This window comes from Pseudomonas sp. NFACC14, assembly GCF_900106885.1.
In the GTDB taxonomy this organism is placed as follows: Bacteria; Pseudomonadota; Gammaproteobacteria; order Pseudomonadales; family Pseudomonadaceae; genus Aquipseudomonas; species Aquipseudomonas fluorescens_AA.
Map to the genome: position 1 here is coordinate 242761 of NZ_FNOA01000003.1, position 20637 is coordinate 263397.

The window sequence follows — 20637 nt, forward strand, 5'->3', positions numbered from 1 at the left end:
AAAGATTGAGTTCACTGCTTTAGGGCTGCTGCGCAGCCCAACGGGGCGGTGCGACGTTTCGCTAAATTCCCTCGCCACAGGTCCAGTGCTCGGGATTTTTGTGTTTGCCTTTCGATTTATCGCGAGCAAGCTCGCTCCCACAGTGGACGGGTGTTGTTCACAAAACTTGTGATCGACACCTGCCTCCTGTGGGAGCGAGCTTGCTCGCGATGGGGCCGGCACTTATTGCATCAAGTCCGAAGCTCTACCCGATCCAACGCCTTGTTCGCCAACAACGCCCCCAACTCAATCATCTGCGCCACTCCCAACGCCACATGCCGCCGCGAGCCTTCCAGGCCAAACGCCAGGTCGCTGAGCATCGCATTGGCCGAAGCCAGGGTTTCGCTGAGGTTGGCTAGCAAGGCTTCGGTATCAACGCTGTCCGACACGGTGAACAACTGTACCGAGGGCCTGGGGTCTGACTCGCTGTCGTCAGGCTTGAGGTAATGATCCAGCGCACGATCAGCGGCTTCTTGCAGCTTTCAGGGGCGAAATAGCGCAGAAGTATGTGCTCCTAGGGAAAGTTCGGATTCTCACGTCCGGTCGCTGAATTAGCAGCGACACCCAGAGGCTAGAGCCCTCGTTTCCGACCTTAAAAACTTGTCGGAAACTTCGGTGCGTCTGACAGACCACCATCTCTGTGGCGAGAGAGCTTGCTCCCGCCGGGCTGCGTAGCGGCCCCAAGCGGTCAACTCAATTTACCTGGCATACCGGGTTGTCAGGTTTTGGGTGCGCTTCGCGCCTCAGCGGGAGCAAGCTCCCTCGCCACAATTAGCTTTGCGCAATGGCTTCTATTTACCCAACCCCAAATTCGCCTCCGCCAAATCCAACTCCCCCAGCACCTCACGCAGCACATCATCGCCAATCTGGTGATGACGACTAAGGCGATACAACTCCAGCCGCTGCGCCCGGAACGCCTTCAAGCGCAGCCGGCGTTCCAGCAGGTCCATCTCGAATGCCAGCGCCTGGGCTTCGGCGGAGTCGTTGAACACGTCGAGCTGGTGACGATACTCGGACATCAGCCGTGCCTTGACCTCGGTCGCCAGCGCCGCCTGGGCCGCATCCGGCGTACTGCCCGCCTCGGTCGGTTCTTCCACTTCCAGCGCATGAATCGCCGCTTCAGCGGTTTTGCGCCAGGCCTCGCGGACTTCGTTGCGCCGTTTGTCATCAGGGCTCTTTTCGATGCCCCGCAGCAACAACGGCAAGGCGATGCACGCCGCGATCAGCGACAACAGAATCACCCCGGCGGCAATGAAGATCAGCAGGTCCCGCTCGGGAAACGCCTCGCCCGCGTCCAACAGCATCGGCACCGACAGCACGCCCGCCAGCGTCACCGCGCCGCGCACGCCACCGAAAGTCAGCAACCAGCAAGAACGTGCGGTCGGCACCGGCGTCAGTTCGCCCTGGCCACGCCAGCGTCGCAACAGCCCGGACAGGCGCCAGATGCTTTGCACCCAGACAAACCGCAGTACCAGCAGCACCAGGAAAATCGCCAGCACATCCAGGCAACGGTAGAACAGCGTCGGCCAGAGCGTGGGCTCGAGGCGGGTCACCGCCTTGATGATGTCCGGCAGTTGCAAGCCCAGCAGCAGGAAGATCAACCCGTTGAAGGCAAACTCCAACAGCGACCAGACACTGCGATTGAGCAGCCGCGTGCCGGTCTGGCGCGGCAGCAGGTCGAGCCAGCTCTGCATCATCCCCGCCGCCACCGCCGAGAGAATGCCCGAGGCACCCAAGCGCTCAGCCAGCACATAGGCGGCAAACGGCAGCAGCAACATGAACACCACATGGGTGGCCGGGTCGTCCCAACCCCGGGCAATCATCCACGCCCGCAGTCGGCCCAGCAGCCAACTCAGGGCCACGCCGACCAGCAGGCCACCCACCGCCACCAATACGAACGTCAGGCTCGCACTGGTCAGGGAAAACACCCCGGTGATGGCCGCCGCCAGGGCGAACTTGAAGGTCACCAGGCCCGATGCATCGTTCATCAGCGCCTCGCCCTGAAGCATGTGCATCAACGGCGCGGGCAGACGGTCGCGGGCAATCGCCGACACCGCCACCGCGTCGGTCGGTGACAGCACCGCTGCCAGGGCGAAGGCCACCGGCAGCGGGATACTCGGCAAGAGCCAATGAATGAAGTAGCCGGCGCCCACCACCGTGAACAACACCAGCCCCACCGCCAGCGTCAGGATCGACCCGCGCAGGCGCCACAACTCGCGCTTGGGCATGCGCCAACCGTCGGAGAACAGCAGCGGTGGCAGGAAGAGAAACAGGAACAACTCAGGATCGAGGGCCACATGCAGGCCCAGGGACGGCCAGGCCAGCACAGCACCGGCGCCGATCTGTACCAGGGGCAACGGCAGCGGGATCAACCGTCCGATCAGGCGCGACACGCCTACCAGCATCAACAGGATCAGGACGGTATAAGCGCTTTGCATAACGGTTTTCCACTGGCAGCGACACACATCCGGCAACAGCTTGCCGTTGAAGTGCCATATTAACCGCCTAGGATTAACTTGGCCGTTACACCTATGTCGCAGCCCCACCTCTTGTGGGAGCGAGCTTGCTCGCGATAGCGGTGTCGACATCAATGTTGGATGTAAGACCGCCATCGCGAGCAAGCTCGCTCCCACAGGTTTTGGCGTACAACAACCTGGGCCGTCGCGAAACCGTCCGGTCATGGCATAATCCTTCACCTTTTATTCCCAGCACCTGCAAAGGGGGCAGTTCCTTGACCGATTCAAGCAAAACGTTGCACCTTTTCGGCATCAAAGCCTGTGACACGATGAAAAAGGCGCGCACCTGGCTCGATGAACACGCTGTACGCTACGACTTTCACGACTACAAGACCGCCGGCATCGACCGTGAGCACCTGACCCAATGGTGCAACGAGCATGGCTGGCAGGTGGTGTTGAACCGTGCCGGTACGACCTTTCGCAAACTCGACGACGAACGCAAAGCCGATCTCGACCAGACGAAAGCCATCGAACTGATGCTCGCCCAACCCTCGATGATCAAGCGCCCGGTGCTCGATCTCGGTGACCGAACCCTGATTGGCTTCAAGCCAGATATTTATGCGGCAGAGATCAAGTAAGCCTGCCCAGTCCATTTTGTAGAGGTAATTTCATGTCCACTACCCTGTTCAGCCTGGCCTTCGGTGTCGGCACCCAAAACCGTCAAGGCGCCTGGCTGGAAGTGTTCTACGCGCAGCCGCTGCTCAAGCCGTCGGCTGACATCGTCAAAGCCATCGCGCCGATCCTTGGCTACAGCGAAGGCAACCAGGCCATCACCTTCACCACCGCCCAGGCCTCGCAACTGGCTGAAGCCCTCAAGGGCGTCGATGCCGCACAAGCGGCCCTGTTGACCCGCCTGGCTGAAAGCCACAAGCCCTTGGTCGCCACCTTGCTGGCCGAAGATGCCCAACTGAGCTCCACCCCTGAGGCCTACCTCAAGCTGCATCTGCTGTCCCATCGTTTGGTCAAGCCTCACGGCCTGAACCTGGCCGGCATTTTCCCTCTGCTGCCGAACGTGGCCTGGACCAGCCAGGGCGCGATCGACCTGGCCGAACTGGCCGAGCACCAGCTCGAAGCCCGCCTGCGTGGCGAACTGCTGGAAGTGTTCTCTGTGGACAAGTTCCCGAAAATGACCGACTACGTGGTCCCGGCCGGCGTGCGCATCGCCGACGCCGCGCGTATCCGCCTGGGTGCCTATGTGGGCGAAGGCACCACGGTCATGCACGAAGGTTTCGTCAACTTCAACGCCGGCACCGAAGGCCCGGGCATGATCGAAGGCCGTGTCTCGGCGGGCGTGTTCGTCGGCAAGGGTTCGGACCTGGGCGGCGGTTGCTCGACCATGGGCACCCTGTCGGGCGGCGGCAACATCGTGATCAAGGTCGGCGAAGGCTGCCTGATCGGCGCCAACGCCGGCATCGGCATTCCGTTGGGCGACCGCAACACCGTGGAGTCGGGCCTGTACGTGACCGCCGGCACCAAAGTCGCCCTGCTGGACGAAAACAACCAACTGGTGAAAGTGGTCAAGGCCCGCGACCTGGCCGGCCAGCCCGACCTGTTGTTCCGCCGCAATTCCGAGACCGGCGCGGTGGAATGCAAGACGCACAAGTCGGCCATCGAGCTGAACGAAGCACTGCACGCCCACAACTAAGCTTCACACCAGCACCTGTGGGGGCGAGCTTTTGTGGGAGCCGAGCTTGCTCGCGATGAACGATGACACGGTCTTGCAGTTAAACCGTGTCGCTGCCATCGCGAGCAAGCTTGGCTCCCACAAAAAAGCCTGCTCCCCCAAGGTCCGGCGTAACTCCAGCAGGGCCCGAAAGCATGTTGATCCAATCCCCCTGGCGTGCCGATTTCCCGGCCATCGCCGCCCTGCAACGGCAAGGCCAGACCTACCTGGACAGCGCCGCCACCACACAAAAACCCCAGGCCCTGTTGGACGCCCTGACGCATTACTACGCCAATGGCGCGGCCAACGTGCACCGTGCGCAACATTTGCCGGGCGCCCATGCCACCCAGGCATTCGAGGACAGCCGCCTCAAGGCTTCGCAATGGCTCAATGCCGGAAACTGCGGGCAAGTGGTCTTCACCCACGGCGCCACTTCGGCGCTGAATCTGCTGGCCTACGGGCTGGAACATCTATTCAACCCGGGCGATGAGATCGTCATCAGCGCTCTGGAACATCACGCCAACCTGCTGCCGTGGCAGCAACTGGCCGAGCGCCGTTCGTTGACCCTGGTGGTGTTGCCACTGGATGCCGACGGCGTGATCGATCCTGGCGCCGCCGCCGAACTGATCGGCCCCCGTACGCGCTTGCTGGCGGTGAGCCAGTTATCCAACGTGCTGGGGGCCTGGCAGCCCGTGCCGGCGCTGCTGGCACTGGCCAAGGCCCAAGGCGCGCTGACAGTGATCGACGGCGCCCAGGGCGTGGTCCATGGCCGCCACGACGTGGAAGCGCTGGGCTGCGACTTTTACGTGTTTTCCAGCCACAAACTCTATGGCCCCGACGGGCTGGGCGTGCTGTTCGGCCGTACCGAAGCCCTCGGCAAGCTGCGCCATTGGCAGTTCGGCGGTGAAATGGTGCAACAGGCCGATTACCACAGCGCCACCTTCCGTCCGGCGCCGCTGGGCTTCGAAGCCGGTACGCCGCCGATTGCCAGCGTGATCGGCTTGGGCGCGACCCTGGACTACCTGTCCGCCCTCGATCCGCAAGCGCTCATCGACCATGAGGCGGCGCTGCATGACTACCTGCTCCATGGCCTGCAGGCCCGCAACGGCATTCGCCTGCTGGGCAACCCACGCCTGGCCCTGGTCAGTTTCGTGGTCGAAGGCATCCACAACGCCGATCTGGCGCACCTGCTGACCGAGCAAGGCATTGCCGTGCGCGCCGGGCATCACTGCGCGATGCCGCTGTTCAAGCATTTGAAGCTGTCCGGGGCGATCCGCGTGTCGTTGGCGTTGTACAACGATTCCGCCGACATCGAACGGTTCTTCGAAGCCCTCGACCAAGCCTTGGAGATGTTGCGATGAACCTGCCAGCCGATGCCGCCACGGCGCTGCAGATCTTTAGGGACGCGTCAGGCTGGGAGCAACGGGCCCGATTGCTGATGCAATGGGGCGAACGTCTGCCGCCCCTGAGCGACGAGGACAAATGCGAGGCCAACCTTGTCCACGGCTGTGAGAGCCAGGTGTGGTTGGTGGGTCGCTTGCACGACGGGCACTGGCAGTTTTGTGCCAGCAGCGATGCGCGGTTGATCCGTGGGTTGGTGGCGTTGCTGCTGGCGCGGGTCAACGGGTTGTCCGCTGACGAGTTGCAGCAGGTGGATCTGCCGGATTGGTTCAACCAACTGGGATTGTCGCGGCAGCTGTCGCCGTCGCGCAGCAATGGCTTGAATGCGGTGTTGAAGCGGATGTTTGAGTTGACTCAGTAACCGCCATCGCGAGCAAGCTCGCTCCCACAGGGGATTTGGTGTACGCAAATACTGCATTCAGCCCGACCCCATGTGGGAGCGAGCTTGCTCGCGATGAGGCCATCAGCCCCCCTCAAACCTGAGGCTTGACCCTGTCCGCCGGTCGCCGCACACCCGCCACAATCTTATCCACAGCCTTGGTCGCCGCGACCATGCCAAACGTCGCCGTGACCATCATCACCGCACCAAACCCACCGGCGCAGTCGAGCTTGACGCCGTCGCCGACAAAACTCTTCTGCAAGCAAATACTGCCGTCCGGTTTCGGGTAGCGCAGTTGTTCGGTGGAGAACACGCAGGGCACGCTGTAGTGGCGGGTCACGGTGCGGGAGAAACCGTAGTCGCGGCGCAAGGTGGAGCGCACCTTGGAGGCCAGGGGATCGTTGAACGTACGGTTGAGGTCGCAGACCTGGATCAGCGTCGGGTCGATCTGCCCGCCCGCGCCGCCGGTGGTGATGATCTGGATCTTGCGGCGCTTGCACCAGGCGATCAGCGCAGCCTTGGCGTTGACGCTGTCGATGCAGTCGATCACGCAGTCGATGTTCGGCGTGATGTATTCGGCCATGGTGTCGCGGGTGACGAAGTCCGCCACCGCGTGCACCGTGCAGTCGGGGTTGATCCCCCGCAGCCGCTCGGCCATCACGTCGACCTTGGGCTTGCCGACGGTGCTGTCCAGGGCGTGCAACTGGCGGTTGGCGTTGCTGACACAGACATCGTCCAGGTCGAACAGCGAAATCTCGCCCACGCCGCAACGGGCGATGGCTTCCGCCGCCCAGGAACCGACACCACCGACGCCGACGATCGCCACATGGGCCGCCCGCAGGCGTTCCAGGCCCTCAATGCCATACAAACGGGCGATGCCGGCAAACCGTGGATCTTCTGTACTCATGACCATTACCCCAAAAACCGGCGCGCATTATAGGGCTTTGCCGTGGCAATTCGAGCGGGTCGCAAAATGAATCTCACCATTTCCCTTGTGGGGGCGAGCTTGCTCGCGATGGCGTCAGTCCAGTCAATAGAGTATCGACTGATCCACCGCTATCGCGAGCAAGCTCGCTCCCACAGGTTCTGTGTCACACACCGTTGGCATACTTGGGCCAATGGTGGTCGTTTTGCTATAAGATAACCGCCATTTTGCGCGAGCCAGCCCGCGCCTGCACAAGCCTTGTGTTCACACTATATTCCCGGAGTTTTCATGACGGCCCACGCCGACCTCTCGCCGACCCTGCAACTCGCCTGCGACCTGATCCGCCGTCCGTCCGTGACGCCGGTGGATGCCGATTGCCAGAAACTGATGATGCAGCGCCTGGGCAACGCGGGCTTCACGCTCGAGCCGATGCGCATCGAGGATGTGGATAACTTCTGGGCCAGCCATGGCAAGCATGACGGTCCGGTGCTGTGTTTCGCCGGGCACACCGATGTGGTGCCGACCGGTCCGGTAAAGGCCTGGCAGCTCGACCCGTTCGATGCGGTCATCGACGAACAGGGCATGCTCTGCGGCCGTGGCGCGGCGGACATGAAAGGCAGCCTGGCGGCGATGGTCGTGGCGGCCGAACGGTTCGTCGCCGACTACCCGGACCACAAGGGTTCGCTGACCTTCCTGATCACCAGCGATGAAGAAGGCCCGGCCCACCACGGCACCAAAGCTGTGGTCGAACGGCTCAAGGCCCGCCAGGAACGACTGGACTGGTGCATCGTCGGCGAGCCGTCGAGCACCACCTTGGTGGGCGATGTGGTCAAGAACGGCCGCCGCGGCTCCCTCGGCGCAAAACTGACCGTGCGCGGCAAGCAAGGCCACGTGGCTTATCCACACCTGGCGAAGAATCCGATCCACCTGGCCGCGCCCGCCTTGGCCGAATTGGCCGCCGAGCACTGGGACCACGGCAACGACTTCTTCCCGCCGACCAGTTTCCAGATCTCCAACCTCAATTCCGGCACCGGCGCGACCAACGTGATCCCCGGAGACCTGGAAGCGGTCTTCAATTTCCGCTTTTCCACCGAGTCCACCGTCGAAGGCCTGCAACAGCGCGTCGCCGACATTCTCGACAAGCATCAACTGGACTGGCACATCGACTGGGCCTTGTCCGGCCTGCCGTTCCTCACCGAACCGGGCGCGCTGCTCGATGCGGTGTCGTCGAGCATCCGGGATGTCACAGGGCGCGAGACCCAGGCGTCCACCAGCGGCGGCACGTCCGACGGTCGCTTCATCGCCACCATGGGCACGCAAGTGGTGGAACTCGGGCCGGTCAACGCGACCATCCACCAGGTCAACGAGCGCGTGCTGGCTGCCGATCTCGACGTGCTGACCGAGATCTACTACAAGACGCTGATCAAGTTGCTCGCCTGATGCTCGCCTGCCCGATCTGCAGTGAACCGCTGAACGCGGTGGACAATGGCGTGGCGTGCCCGGCCGGCCACCGCTTCGACCGCGCGCGGCAGGGTTACCTGAACCTGCTGCCGGTGCAGCACAAGAACAGCCGCGACCCCGGTGACAACCAGGCGATGGTCGAAGCCCGCCGCGACTTTCTCAACGCCGGGCACTACGCCCCGGTCGCCCGGCGCCTGGCGGAACTGGCCGCCGAGCGCGCGCCCGGGCGCTGGCTGGACATCGGCTGCGGCGAGGGTTACTACACCGCGCAGATCGCCGAGGCGTTGCCCCATGCCGACGGCTATGCCCTGGACATTTCCCGCGAGGCGGTCAAGCGCGCCTGCAAACGCAACCCGCAACTGACCTGGTTGATCGCCAGCATGGCCCGGGTGCCGTTGGCGGACGGTTGCTGCCAGTTCCTGGCCAGCGTGTTCAGCCCGCTGGACTGGCAAGAGGCCAAGCGCCTGCTCAGTCCTGGCGGCGGCCTGATGAAGGTCGGCCCTACCGCCGGCCACCTGATGGAGTTGCGCGAGCGCCTGTACGACGAAGTGCGCGCCTACACCGACGACAAGCACCTGGCCCTGGTGCCCTCGGGCATGGCGCTGGATCACAGCGAAACCCTCGAATTCAAGCTGACCCTCGACAATGGCCAGGATCGCGCCAACCTGCTGGCCATGACGCCCCATGGTTGGCGCGCCAGCGCCGAACGCCGCGCCAGCGTGATCGAGCAGGCCGAGCCATTCGAGGTCACGGTGTCGATGCGCTACGATTATTTCGTTCTTCAATAACCTTTTGATTCCGGTCCCGGGCAACCGCCCGGGGCCCGTTAAATCCGCGAATGGATTTTTCAAGACCGCAGCGAGGACATCCATGCGCCAACCCGATATCGAGATTTACCTCAAGGACGCCGACGTCGACCACAAGGCCATCGCCGCCTGGCTCGGCCAGGCCCTGGGCCCGTGCAGCGACTGGGTCCAGAAAGGCCAGACCTACAAGTGCAAGGCCGGCAGCATTCCAGTGACCTGGCTGCCCAAGGCCGTGGGCAAATGGAACAGCCTGTACCTGGAAAGCGACCAGACCCCGTGGGAAGACGACATCGCCTGCGCCCGCGCCGCCTTCGCCGCACTGAACGTCGAAGTGCGTTGCGCGCCTGGGTCATGGGTGGAGGAAGAAGGGGAAGAATCGGCGGACCGCTGGATTCGCATCAGCGCCGACGGGGAAGAAGAGATTACCTGGAAAACGGCCTGAGGCGAAAAGCCAATGTGGGAGCGAGCTAACCCGCAATGACGGTCTGCCTGAAACGATGATGTTGAATGTACCGCCGTCATCGCGAGCAAGCTCGCTCCCACAGGGGATGTATGGCGGGCACGAAATATGTGAACACCCCATTCAAAACTGTGGGAGCGAGCTTGCTCGCGATAGCGGTAGATCAGCCAGATTAGAAGTGACTGACACACCGCTATCGCGAGCAAGCTCGCTCCACAAGGGGTTTTGTGTAGCCAGCTTACAACCCCACCACATCCTCAGCCTGCAGGCCCTTCTGCCCTTCCACGACCGCGTACTCGACCTGCTGGCCTTCGGTCAGGGAACGGTGGCCTTCACCGCGGATGGCGCGGTAATGCACGAACACATCCGCCCCGCCTTCACGTTGGATGAAGCCGTAACCCTTGGCGTCGTTGAACCACTTCACACTGCCGGTTTCCCGTGCTGCCATGATGCTCACTCCCATTTTTATCTTATAAGTCGACTTTTCGATGGAAAGCCGTACGAACTTTCACCACTGTCTGGCCGTCCATGGGAGGCCGGGGCGGTAACTGCCGAGTATATGACACCCGAAAAAACTCTCAACTGACTTTACTTCGGCGCTTTTTTGCCGATTTTCGATGAATCCGGCACACTAGCGGGCCCGAGCAGCCGCTCGGTTTTATCCACTCATGCAGAAGCCGTATGACCCGCTCCCCGTTCCGCCGTCTTGTGTTTGGCACCCTGCGCCGACTGTTGTATCTCTGGGTTCGCTCCGAGACCATCAACCAGTCGTCCTTTACCCTCAACCTCGACCGCAGTCGTCCGGTGTTCTACGTCCTGCAAGACCCTTCGCTCACCGACCTGGCAGTGCTCGACACCGAATGCACCAAGGCCGGCCTGCCCCGTCCGGTGCTGCCGGTCTCGGTGGGTAACCTGCTGGAGCCGGCGGCGTTTTTCTACCTGACCCCCGCGCCGGACTGGCTCGGCCGCCAGGACAAACGTGGTGCGCCGCCCACCCTGACCCGATTGGTCGACGCCCTGACCCACAATGCCGCCGAAGACGCCCAGATCATCCCGGTCAGCGTGTTCTGGGGCCAGTCGCCCGACAGCGAGTCCAGCCCCTGGAAACTGTTGTTCGCCGACAGCTGGGCCGTCACCGGGCGCTTGCGTCGCCTGTTGAGCATCATGATCCTGGGGCGCAAGACCCGCGTGCAATTCTCCGCACCGATCCACCTGCGCGAACTGATCGAACACGGCAAAGGCCACGAGCGCACCGTGCGCATGGCCCAGCGGATCCTGCGGGTGCACTTCCGCAACTTGAAAGCGGCGGTCATCGGCCCCGACATCTCCCACCGTCGCAACCTGGTCAAGGGTCTTTTGAACCAGCCGCTGGTCAAGCAGGCGATCACCGAGGAAGCCGAACGGGAAAAGATCTCCCCGGAAAAAGCCAAGGCCCAGGCCCTGCGTTACGGCAACGAGATCGCTTCGGATTACACCTACACCGCGATCCGCTTCCTGGAAGTGGTGCTGAGCTGGTTCTGGAACAAGATCTACGACGGCATCAAGGTCAACCACATCGAAGGCGTGCAGAACGTCGCCCAGGGCCACGAAGTCATCTATGTACCGTGCCACCGCAGCCACATCGACTACCTGCTGCTGTCGTACCTGCTGTTTCGCAACGGCCTGACACCACCGCACATCGCCGCCGGCATCAACCTCAACATGCCGGTGATCGGCGGCCTGCTGCGCCGAGGCGGGGCGTTCTTCATGCGCCGCACGTTCAAGGGCAACCCGCTCTACACCGCGGTGTTCAACGAATACCTGCACACCCTGTTCACCAAAGGCTTTCCGGTGGAGTATTTCGTCGAGGGCGGGCGCTCGCGCACCGGGCGCATGCTGCAACCCAAGACCGGCATGCTCGCCATCACCCTGCGCAGCTTCCTGCGCTCCTCGCGCATGCCCATCGTGTTCGTGCCGGTCTACATCGGTTATGAGCGGGTGTTGGAAGGCCGCACCTACCTGGGCGAACTGCGCGGGGCCAGCAAGAAGAAAGAATCGATCTTCGACATCTTCAAAGTCATCGGCGCCCTCAAGCAGCGCTTCGGCCAGGTGGCGGTGAACTTCGGCGAACCGATCAAGCTGGCGGAATTCCTCGACGGCGAACAACCCGGTTGGCGCCAACAGGAACTGGGCCCGCAATTCAAACCGGCCTGGCTCAATGCAACCACCCATCGCCTCGGCGAGCGCGTGGCCCGGCACCTGAACGAGGCCGCGGCCATCAACCCGGTCAACCTTGTCGCCCTGGCACTGTTGTCCACCAGCCGCCTGGCCCTGGACGACCGCGCCATGGCGCGGGTACTCGACCTGTACCTGGCGTTGCTGCGCAAAGTCCCGTACTCCCCCCACACCACCCTGCCCGAAGGCGATGGCCAAGCGCTGATCGAACACGTGAAGGGCATGGACCTGCTGTCGGAACAGAGCGACGCCCTGGGCAAGATTCTGTACCTGGACGAGCAGAACGCGGTACTGATGACCTACTACCGCAACAACGTACTGCACATCTTCGCCCTGCCGGCGTTGCTGGCGAGCTTCTTCCAGAGCAGCTCGCGCATGAGCCGCGAACAGATCCTGCGCTACACCCATGCGCTGTACCCGTACCTGCAATCGGAGTTGTTCATTCGCTGGTCGCTGGAAGAGCTGGACGGTGTGGTCGACCAATGGCTCGACGCGTTTGTCGAACAGGGCCTGCTGCGTTTCGAAAACGACCTGTACCTGCGTCCGGCGCCGAGTTCACGGCACTTCGTGCTGCTGACCCTGCTGTCCAAAAGCATTGCCCAGACCTTGCAGCGCTTCTACATGACCGTCTCGCTGCTGCTCAACAGCGGTCAGAACAGCGTCAGCGCCGAAGAACTGGAAGACCTCTGCACCGTCATGGCCCAGCGCCTGTCGATCCTCCATGGCCTGAACGCACCGGAATTCTTCGACAAGAGCCTGTTCCGCCACTTCATCCAGACGATGCTGGACCTGGATGTACTGCGCCGCGACGAGGCCGGCAAGCTCAGCTACCACCAATTGCTGGGCGAACTGGCCGAAGGCGCGGCCAAGCGGGTGCTGCCGGCGGAGATTCGCCTGTCGATTCGCCAGGTGGCGTTGCATCGCAGTGAAGATGCGGCGGAGATCGCCGTCAGTCCAGACCTTTGACATTGACCGATCACTCACCCCGGACATGGAACGGTTCTGGTGAGTGGATCGGTCAGTCGACAGGCGTACTCCGACGCTGCGCAGCGGCCAAGGCGACGTCAAACGAAGAAAAGACCTACAGAGAACTTTGGAGCAGGCCTCTAGGATGAGCCCACGTCAATGTCGACGTATTGAAAAGGAATTCAACATGAACATCATCACCCTCACCCTGCGTTTGCCCGAAGGCTATCAACTCCCGGAAGCCGGCCGTGCCGAAATCAGCGTTCGAAATGCCGCCGGTGTGCAGATCAGCACCAGCGGCGGCCAGGGCTCCAACATGGCGCCAAGGGAGCCGCTCCAGCAGCCTTGGCAATATCGCTTCCAGATCAATTCCGAGAGGGCGTCCGTCGGCGAGAAGCTCTCGGTAAAGGTGCAGATGTACCAAGGTGGTACCGCTCTTCTCCTTGATACCGAACAGGCCTTCACCTGGGATGGCGGCGATCAACACGTTGACATCCCCCTGAGCCTGGCGCCAGCATCGCTGGCTGAAACTGTTCAAGCGCCTGCGCTCGGTTCCTGAGCCGCGACATTACGCAGGGATGCTTGGACGCAAATCCGTTAAATGCTCGTTGACGCCCATGTGTGGCTGGCGTCAACGAGCCAGGTGCTTGCCCCATGAAAAAACTCGCTCTGCTTGCCTCCATGGCCTTGCTGGCCGCTTGCCAATCGACAACGCCCCCCCCTGCGTCCCTCGACGGCGAAGTCTTCTATCTGCAACGCATCGCCCTGCCGCCCAACGCCACCTTGAGCGTGAGCCTGCAGGACGTTTCCCTGGCCGACGCTCCTGCGGTGGTGCTCGATGAACAGAGCGGCCCGATCAAAGGCCAGGTCCCGCTGCCGTTCCACCTCAGTTATGATCCCGCCCAGGTCAAGCCCGGCCATCGTTATGCCGTGAGCGCCCGCATCGAAGTGGACGGCCAGTTGATGTTCATCACCACCGAACAACACGCCGTACAACTCGATGGCAAGGATCCGCAGCCGTTGAAGATCCGCGTCAACGCCGCACGCTGATTGCTTTTTCCAACTTTTTTCAAGGACGCCATCATGCTCCGCTCTACCCTCCGTTTCACCGGCCTGTGCGCGGGCCTGTTGATCTGCGCCAATGCCATGGCCCTGTCCCTGGGCGACCTGTCGCAACAAGATGCCACGGGCGGCCTCAAGGACGCCTTGACCCAAGGTGCACAGGTGGCGGTCAAGCAGCTGGGTAAACCCGGCGGCTTCAGCAACAACCCGGATGTGAAAATCGAACTGCCAGGCAAGCTGGGCAAAGTCGCCAGCAAGATGAAGGCCTTCGGCATGGGTGAACAGGTCGATCAATTGGAAACCAGCATGAACCAGGCTGCCGAGGCCGCCGTGGTCCAGGCCCAGCCGATCCTGGTCAATGCCGTGAAGAACATGAGCGTGAGCGATGCCAAGGGCATCTTGAGCGGCGGCAACGACTCGGCCACGCAATACCTGAACAAGAGCAGCCGCGAGCAGATCCGCGCCAAGTTCCTGCCCATCGTCAAGCAAGCCACCGACAAGGTCGGCCTGGCCCAGAAATACAATGCCTTCGCCGGCCAGGCCGCGACGCTCGGCGTGCTGGATGCCAAGAGCGCCAACATCGAGAACTACGTGACCGAACAGGCGCTGGATGGGTTGTTCGAGATGATCGGCGAGCAGGAAGCCACCATTCGCCAGAACCCGGCGGCTGCGGCGACCAGTTTGGCGAAGAAAGTCTTCGGCACCCTCTGAGCCCCAACCCGAACCAACTGTGGGAGCGAGCTTGCTCGCGATGACGGTATCAGCTTCAACATCTTTGTTGGCTGTTGCACCGCTATCGCGAGCAAGCTCGCTCCCACATTGGATCTGCGCTGGTCGCTGGATCGGTTCAGGTTTTCTTGACCCTGAACCACGCCGCATACAACGCCGGCAGGAACAACAGCGTCAACGCCGTGGCCACGATCAAGCCGCCCATGATCGCCACCGCCATGGGCCCGAAGAACAGGCTGCGTGACAGTGGGATCATCGCCAGCACCGCAGCCAGTGCGGTGAGCACAATCGGGCGGAAGCGGCGCACCGTGGCTTCGATGATAGCCTGCCAGGGCGTCAGGCCAGCCTTGATGTCCTGTTCGATCTGGTCCACCAGGATCACCGAGTTGCGCATGATCATCCCCGACAGCGCGATAGTGCCGAGCATGGCGACGAAGCCGAACGGCTGGCGGAACACCAACAGGAACAGCGTGACGCCGATCAACCCCAGGGGAGCGGTGAGAAACACCATGGCCGTGCGGGAAAAACTGCGCAGTTGCAGCATCAGCAACGTCAGCACCACCACGATGAACAACGGTACACCGGCATTCACCGATTTCTGGCCACGGGCCGAATCCTCCACCGTACCGCCTACCTCCAACAGGTAACCATCCGGCAGTTCGGCACGAATCGGCTCCAGGGTCGGGAAGATCTGCTGGACCAGGGTCGCCGGTTGCTCCTTGCCATAGATATCGGCCCGCACGGTCACGCTCGGCAAGCGATTGCGGTGCCAGATCACACCCTCTTCGAAGCCGTATTCCAGGGTCGCGATCTGCGACAGGGCCACGCTCTTGCCGTTGTCGGTTGGCACCGCCAGGCTCGACAGCAACGACAGCTCGGTGCGTTCATGCACCGTACCGCGCAGCAGGATTTCGATCAGTTCGTTGTCTTCCCGGTACTGGCTGACGCTGGAGCCGGTGAGGGAGCTGCGCAGGAAACTCGCCAGATCGGTGGTGCTGACGCCCAGGGCCCGGGCGCGGTCCTGGTCGACGTTCAGGTACACCACCTTGCTCGGCTCTTCCCAATCCAGGTGCACATTGACCACGTAGGGGTTTTCGCGAACTTTCGTCGCCACTTTCCGCGCCAGGGCCCGGACTTCTTCGATGTGCTCGCCCGTGACGCGGAACTGCACCGGATAGCCGACCGGCGGGCCGTTTTCCAGGCGCGTGACCCGCGAGCGCAGGGTCGGGAATTGCTCGTTCAGGGTCGCGATCAACCAACTGCGCAAAGGCTCGCGGTCTTCGATAGTCTTGGCCAGCACCACGAACTGGGCAAAGCTGGAAGCCGGCAGTTGTTGATCCAGCGGTAGATAGAAACGCGGTGAACCGGTGCCGACGTAGGCCACGTAGTTGTCGATGCCGGCATGGTCCTTGAGCAGCGCTTCCAGGCGCTTGACCTGTTCGGCGGTATTGCTCAGGGAGGCGCCTTCCTGCAGCTTCAAGTCGACCATCAGCTCCAGCCGCCCCGATGCCGGGAAAAACTGCTGCGGCACGAACCGGAACAACACCACCGAGCCGACGAACAACAGCACGGTCAGCAGGATGACGGTTTTGCGCCGACGCACGCACCATTCCACCATCCGCCGGACACGCTGATAGAACGGCGTGCCATAAGGGTCGGTCTGGCCGTCAGTCGTGCCATGTTTGGCCGCATGAATTTTCGCCAGGTCTGGCAGGAGCCTTTCCCCCAGGTACGGCACGAACACCACGGCGGCCACCCAGGACGCCAGCAACGCCAGGGTTACCACCTGGAAAATCGAACGGGTGTATTCGCCAGTGCCCGATTGCGCGGTGGCGATCGGCAGGAAGCCCGCCGCCGTGATCAACGTACCGGTGAGCATCGGGAATGCGGTGCTGGTCCAGGCGAAGCTGGCGGCCTTGATCCGGTCGAAGCCCTGCTCCATCTTGATCGCCATCATCTCCACCGCAATGATCGCGTCGTCCACCAGCAGCCCCAGGGCCAATACCAGCGCGCCGAGGGAAATCTTGTGCAGGCCGATCCCCAGGTAGTACATGGCGGCGAACGTCATCGCCAGCACCAGCGGGATCGCCAGGGCCACCACCATCCCGGTGCGCAACCCCAAGGAGAAGAAGCTCACCAACAGTACAATCGTCAGCGCTTCCACCAGCACTTGGACGAACTCTCCGACGCCGGTCTTCACCGCCGCCGGCTGGTCTGAAACCTTGCGCAACTGCATGCCCGCCGGCAGGGTGTTCTGGATACGGGCAAAGTCGGCTTCAAGGGCCTTGCCCAGAATCAGGATATCCCCGCCTTCCTTCATCGCCACGGCCAGGCCGATGGCGTCCTCGCCCATGAAGCGCATGCGTGGCGCTGGCGGGTCGTTGAAACCACGGCGCACGTCCGCCAGGTCGCTGATGCGGAACGTACGATCGCCGACCCGGATCGGGAAGTTGCGGATCTCTTCCACCGTCTGGAAATTCCCCGAAACCCGTAGCTGCAAGCGCTCGCTGTCAGTTTCGAAGAAGCCCGCAGTGGAAACCGTATTCTGCGCCTCAAGCGCCTGCTGGACCGCAGCCAAGGGCAGGCCGAGGGTCGCCAGCTTCACGTTCGACAATTCGATCCAGATCTTTTCGTCCTGCAAGCCGATCAGCTCGACCTTGCCCACGTCCTTGACCCGCTGTAGCTGGAGCTGGATGCGATCGGCGTAATCCTTGAGCACGGCATAGTCGAAGCCGTCGCCCGTCAGTGCGTAGATATTGCCGAAGGTGGTCCCGAACTCATCGTTGAAGAACGGCCCCTGGATACCCGGCGGCAAGGTGTGGCGGATATCGCCGACCTTCTTGCGCAACTGGTACCACAGCTCGGGGATCTGCGCCGAATGCAGGGAGTCGCGGGCCATGAAGGTCACCTGGGATTCCCCCGGCCGGGAGAACGAGACGATCCTTTCGTAGTCACCGGTTTCCATCAGTTTCTTTTCGATGCGCTCGGTGACTTGTCGCGAAACTTCCTCGGCCGTGGCGCCTGGCCAGTTGGTGCGAATCACCATGGCCTTGAAGGTGAACGGCGGGTCTTCGCTCTGGCCAAGCTTGGTGTAGGAAAGCGCGCCGACGATGGCCAGCAACAGCATCAGGAACAGTACGATCTGGCGGTTACGCAGCGCCCATTCGGAAAGATTGAAACCCATCGCGGATTACTCCTTGGCCGTCAGGTTGACCACGCGGTTGGAGCGATCCACCGGTCGCACCTGCTGGCCGTCGAGGAGCACATGCACGCCGGCAGCCACCACCCAGTCATCGGGGCTGAGGCCCTCCAGCACCGGCACCGTCTTTTCGCCGAAGGCGCCAACCCGCACCGGGACTTTTTTCAAGGTGTTGTTGGCGTTGACTACCCAGACATACGTCGCGCCGTTCTCAGCCGTCAGGGCCGACAAGGGCACCGACAGCGGCACCTTGTCGGCGGTCTGGATAAACACCCGCGCGCTTTGGCCAAGCTCGGCCGGAACGCTGCCGGAGGTGAAGGCCACGCGGGCGGCGAAGGTACGGGACCTGGGGTCGGCAGCGGGTGACAGTTCGCGAATATGCCCGCTGAAACGCTGGTCGGGCTGGCTCCACAGTTCGACCGAGACCGGCTGGCCGATCTTGAACCGGCCAAACCCCTGTTCCGGCAGACTGATCAGCACCTCACGTTCACCGTCGGTGGCCAGGGTGAAGACGGTTTGCCCGGCCGAGACCACCTGCCCGACTTCCACCGAACGCCTGGCCACCACGCCATCCTGGGGCGCACGCAGCACCGAATAGCTGGCCTGGTTGTTGGCGACATCGAACTCGGCCTTGATCTGCTTGAGCCGCGCGGTGCCGGAGCGATAAAGGTTTTCGGCGTTGTCGTACTGGGAGCGACTGACCATCTGCCGCTCCATCAAGGTTTTGTAGCGGTCACGCTCGGCGCGGACCAGGTTCAGGTTGGCCTCGGCGGCGGCGACCTGGGCACGGGTCGCTTCCAGTTGCAGGCGCACGTCTTCGGGATCGAGTTCGGCCAACGGTTGATTGGCCTTGACCCGCTGCCCCTCTTCCACCAGGCGTCGGCTCACCTTGCCGCCAATGCGAAAAGCCAGGTCGGGCTCGAAACGCGCCCGCACTTCGCCAGGGTAACTGTCCATCGCCTGGGCCGACGGCTCGGGCTTGACCACCATGGCCGGGCGCACGGCGACGGGCACCGGCTCGTCATGACCACACGCAGACAATAAAAAAACCAGGGTGACTGGCACGGCGAGGGGCAGGGCATAGCGGAACATGGCGAGTGACCTTTCGCTAATGGTGCTTGGAATAATTATACTGGCGAGTATGTTATTAATAGCAAACTCACCAGTCCAGTATTAAAGCGAAGAAATGTCGAACAATCCTTCACCCTCCAGCGGCCCTGGTCGCCCCAAGGACCTGGCCAAGCGCCAGGCCATTCTCGACGCGGCGAAACGCCTGTTCCTGAGCCTGGGTTATGCCAATACCAGCATGGACGCCGTCGCCACCGAGGCCGGGGTTTCTAAACTGACGGTCTACAGCCATTTCAACGACAAGGAGACGCTGTTTTCCGCTGCCGTGATAGCCAAGTGCGAAGAGCAGGTGCCGCCGCTGTTTTATGAATGGCCCGACGGCGTTCCGATCGAACAGGTGTTGTTGAACATCGCCCGCGGGTTCAACCAACTGATCAACAGCGCCGAATCCCTGAACCTGCATCGGCTGATCATGGCCCTGGGCAGCCAGGACCCGAAGCTGTCGACGATTTTCTACGAAGCAGGCCCACAGCGGATGCTCTCAGGCATGGAGCGGCTGCTGACCAAGGTCAACCAGAGCGGTGCCTTGAGCATCGATAAACCACGCAATGCCGCCGAGCATTTCTTCTGCCTGATCAAGGGCGCGGCGAATTTCCGGTTATTGTCTGGCTGCGGCGAACCCCAGGAACCGGAAGCGGCCGAGGCTCATGTGCAGGAAGTGGTGGGGTTGTTCATGCGGGCTTATCGGCCTTAGCTCGACCGGTAGCCTTTCGCAGGCTGGAAGGGCCTCATCGCGAGCAAGCTCGCTCCCACATTGGATCTGTGGTGCACATCAAACCCTGTGGGAGCGAGCTTGCTCGCGATGCAGGCGACCCGGTCTCAGGGCTTGAGCGCTTTCTTCGGGTAGATGTCGTAGCGACTGGACTTGCCATCGAGCCCATGGCTCGGCTTCGGCCCTTCGATGCACGGGGCTTTGCGCGGGCGCTTGACCACCACCCGGTGCGTCGCCAGGGCCAGGGCCGCGGCGAGCAGTGCCGGAGCGTCCGGGTCATCGCCCACCAGGGGGCGGAACAGGCGCATTTCCTTCTTCACCAGGGCGGTTTTCTCACGATGAGGGAACATCGGGTCGAGGTAGATCACCTGGGGCGGTTCGCCTTCCCAGTTGCGCATCACCTCAATGGAATTGCCCTTGAGCAAACGCATACGCGCCACGATCGGCGCCACCTCGAAGTCCTCGGCCCCACGGGCCAGGCCATCCTCCAGCAAGGCGCCAATCAGCGGCTGGCGCTCGATCAGGCTCATGTCGCAGCCCAGGCTGGCCAGCACAAACGCATCCTTGCCCAACCCGGCCGTGGCATCCAGCACCCGCGGACGCACACCCTGGGCGATGCCGACCGCCTTGGCGATCATCTGGCCGCTGCCGCCGCCGTACAAGCGCCGGTGGGCCGCACCGCCTTCGACGAAGTCCACGCGCACCGGCCCTGGTGCATCCGGACCCAACTGCTGCAATTGCAAACCCTGCTCACCGACCTGCAAGGCAAACTCGCCATCGTCCACTTGCATAGGCAGGCCAAGGCGCTCGGCCCAGTGTTCGGCCTGCGGTTGGAAGGCCGGGGCCAGGGCCTCGACATGGATGCGGCAGGCCGCGGGTTGCTCACTCATGGAAACATGCTCAAAAAATTAAGGATCGGCAAAAACGGCCGATAACAACGGTGAACGGCATTTTGCCAGAGCTGAGCGTCGACCGAG

The 20637-nt window shown here is 62.5% G+C and carries 19 protein-coding genes; 12 read left to right on the forward strand and 7 right to left on the reverse strand.

Annotation, left to right across the window (positions count from 1 at the left end; all coding sequences use genetic code 11):
* Window positions 1-230 precede the first annotated feature (230 nt).
* Both BLU85_RS07745 and BLU85_RS07750 read right to left on the reverse strand, forming a co-directional pair.
* On the reverse strand, window positions 231-518 hold the full coding sequence (locus tag BLU85_RS07745; protein ID WP_092202210.1) for a DUF6124 family protein: 288 nt from the start codon (window positions 516-518) through the stop codon (window positions 231-233).
* 312 nt (window positions 519-830) lie between these two features.
* A complete protein-coding gene (locus BLU85_RS07750; protein WP_092202212.1) occupies window positions 831-2477 on the reverse strand; it encodes a Na+/H+ antiporter in 1647 nt (548 codons plus the stop codon).
* Between the two features lie 293 nt (window positions 2478-2770).
* Here BLU85_RS07750 and BLU85_RS07755 point away from each other — a divergent pair, with 293 nt between their 5' ends.
* The 4 genes from BLU85_RS07755 to BLU85_RS07770 all read left to right on the forward strand — a co-directional run bounded on the left by BLU85_RS07755 (window position 2771) and on the right by BLU85_RS07770 (window position 5980).
* Complete coding sequence (locus tag BLU85_RS07755) at window positions 2771-3133, forward strand: ArsC family reductase (RefSeq protein WP_123342552.1); 363 nt, start codon at window positions 2771-2773, stop codon at window positions 3131-3133.
* Window positions 3134-3165: 32 nt separating this feature from the next.
* Window positions 3166-4200, forward strand: coding sequence for a 2,3,4,5-tetrahydropyridine-2,6-dicarboxylate N-succinyltransferase (gene dapD, locus BLU85_RS07760; protein WP_092202214.1), 1035 nt, complete (start codon window positions 3166-3168; stop codon window positions 4198-4200).
* A 173-nt stretch (window positions 4201-4373) separates the two neighbouring features.
* Entirely contained in the window at window positions 4374-5579 is a 1206-nt protein-coding gene (locus BLU85_RS07765) for an aminotransferase class V-fold PLP-dependent enzyme (protein WP_092202216.1), read from the forward strand.
* Window positions 5576-5980: a SufE family protein gene (locus BLU85_RS07770; RefSeq protein ID WP_092202218.1), complete on the forward strand. Its 405-nt coding sequence runs from the start codon at window positions 5576-5578 to the stop codon at window positions 5978-5980. The genes BLU85_RS07765 and BLU85_RS07770 overlap by 4 nt, the downstream gene beginning before the upstream one ends.
* Before the next feature lie 112 nt (window positions 5981-6092).
* Here BLU85_RS07770 and tcdA read toward each other — a convergent pair whose 3' ends face one another.
* Complete coding sequence (tcdA, locus tag BLU85_RS07775; RefSeq protein WP_092202220.1) at window positions 6093-6911, reverse strand: tRNA cyclic N6-threonylcarbamoyladenosine(37) synthase TcdA; 819 nt, start codon at window positions 6909-6911, stop codon at window positions 6093-6095.
* A gap of 300 nt (window positions 6912-7211) precedes the next feature.
* Between tcdA and dapE the strand changes: the two genes are divergently transcribed.
* From dapE to BLU85_RS07790, 3 genes are all read left to right on the forward strand, one after another.
* Entirely contained in the window at window positions 7212-8363 is a 1152-nt protein-coding gene (gene dapE, locus BLU85_RS07780; protein WP_092202223.1) for a succinyl-diaminopimelate desuccinylase, read from the forward strand.
* On the forward strand, window positions 8363-9172 hold the full coding sequence (locus BLU85_RS07785) for a putative RNA methyltransferase (RefSeq protein WP_092202225.1): 810 nt from the start codon (window positions 8363-8365) through the stop codon (window positions 9170-9172). The genes dapE and BLU85_RS07785 overlap by 1 nt, the downstream gene beginning before the upstream one ends.
* Window positions 9173-9254: 82 nt before the next feature.
* Entirely contained in the window at window positions 9255-9632 is a 378-nt protein-coding gene (locus BLU85_RS07790) for a hypothetical protein (RefSeq protein WP_053182357.1), read from the forward strand.
* 256 nt (window positions 9633-9888) lie between these two features.
* Here the strand turns inward: BLU85_RS07790 and BLU85_RS07795 are convergent, their stop codons facing one another.
* Entirely contained in the window at window positions 9889-10098 is a 210-nt protein-coding gene (locus tag BLU85_RS07795; protein WP_003198198.1) for a cold shock domain-containing protein, read from the reverse strand.
* A gap of 233 nt (window positions 10099-10331) precedes the next feature.
* Between BLU85_RS07795 and plsB the strand changes: the two genes are divergently transcribed.
* The 4 genes from plsB (at window position 10332) to BLU85_RS07815 (ending at window position 14603) form a co-directional block, all read left to right on the forward strand.
* Window positions 10332-12830: a glycerol-3-phosphate 1-O-acyltransferase PlsB gene (gene plsB, locus BLU85_RS07800; RefSeq protein WP_092202227.1), complete on the forward strand. Its 2499-nt coding sequence runs from the start codon at window positions 10332-10334 to the stop codon at window positions 12828-12830.
* Window positions 12831-13017: 187 nt separating this feature from the next.
* The gene (locus BLU85_RS07805) at window positions 13018-13389 is read left to right on the forward strand and encodes a hypothetical protein (protein WP_092202228.1); all 372 of its coding nucleotides are present in this window, start codon (window positions 13018-13020) and stop codon (window positions 13387-13389) included.
* 95 nt (window positions 13390-13484) lie between these two features.
* Window positions 13485-13880 carry a YbaY family lipoprotein gene (locus BLU85_RS07810; protein ID WP_092202229.1) on the forward strand — a complete coding sequence of 132 codons (396 nt, stop codon included), beginning with the start codon at window positions 13485-13487 and terminating at the stop codon, window positions 13878-13880.
* A gap of 33 nt (window positions 13881-13913) precedes the next feature.
* Complete coding sequence (locus tag BLU85_RS07815; protein ID WP_092202231.1) at window positions 13914-14603, forward strand: DUF4197 domain-containing protein; 690 nt, start codon at window positions 13914-13916, stop codon at window positions 14601-14603.
* 136 nt (window positions 14604-14739) lie between these two features.
* Here the strand turns inward: BLU85_RS07815 and BLU85_RS07820 are convergent, their stop codons facing one another.
* Window positions 14740-17805: an efflux RND transporter permease subunit gene (locus tag BLU85_RS07820; protein WP_092202233.1), complete on the reverse strand. Its 3066-nt coding sequence runs from the start codon at window positions 17803-17805 to the stop codon at window positions 14740-14742.
* 6 nt (window positions 17806-17811) lie between these two features.
* The gene (locus BLU85_RS07825; RefSeq protein ID WP_092202235.1) at window positions 17812-18912 is read right to left on the reverse strand and encodes an efflux RND transporter periplasmic adaptor subunit; all 1101 of its coding nucleotides are present in this window, start codon (window positions 18910-18912) and stop codon (window positions 17812-17814) included.
* Between the two features lie 94 nt (window positions 18913-19006).
* On the opposite strand from BLU85_RS07825, the gene BLU85_RS07830 reads away from it, so the two are divergent.
* Window positions 19007-19642 carry a TetR/AcrR family transcriptional regulator gene (locus tag BLU85_RS07830; protein WP_092202237.1) on the forward strand — a complete coding sequence of 212 codons (636 nt, stop codon included), beginning with the start codon at window positions 19007-19009 and terminating at the stop codon, window positions 19640-19642.
* A 125-nt stretch (window positions 19643-19767) separates the two neighbouring features.
* Here the strand turns inward: BLU85_RS07830 and BLU85_RS07835 are convergent, their stop codons facing one another.
* Window positions 19768-20550: a class I SAM-dependent methyltransferase gene (locus BLU85_RS07835; RefSeq protein WP_092202239.1), complete on the reverse strand. Its 783-nt coding sequence runs from the start codon at window positions 20548-20550 to the stop codon at window positions 19768-19770.
* Window positions 20551-20637 lie beyond the last annotated feature (87 nt).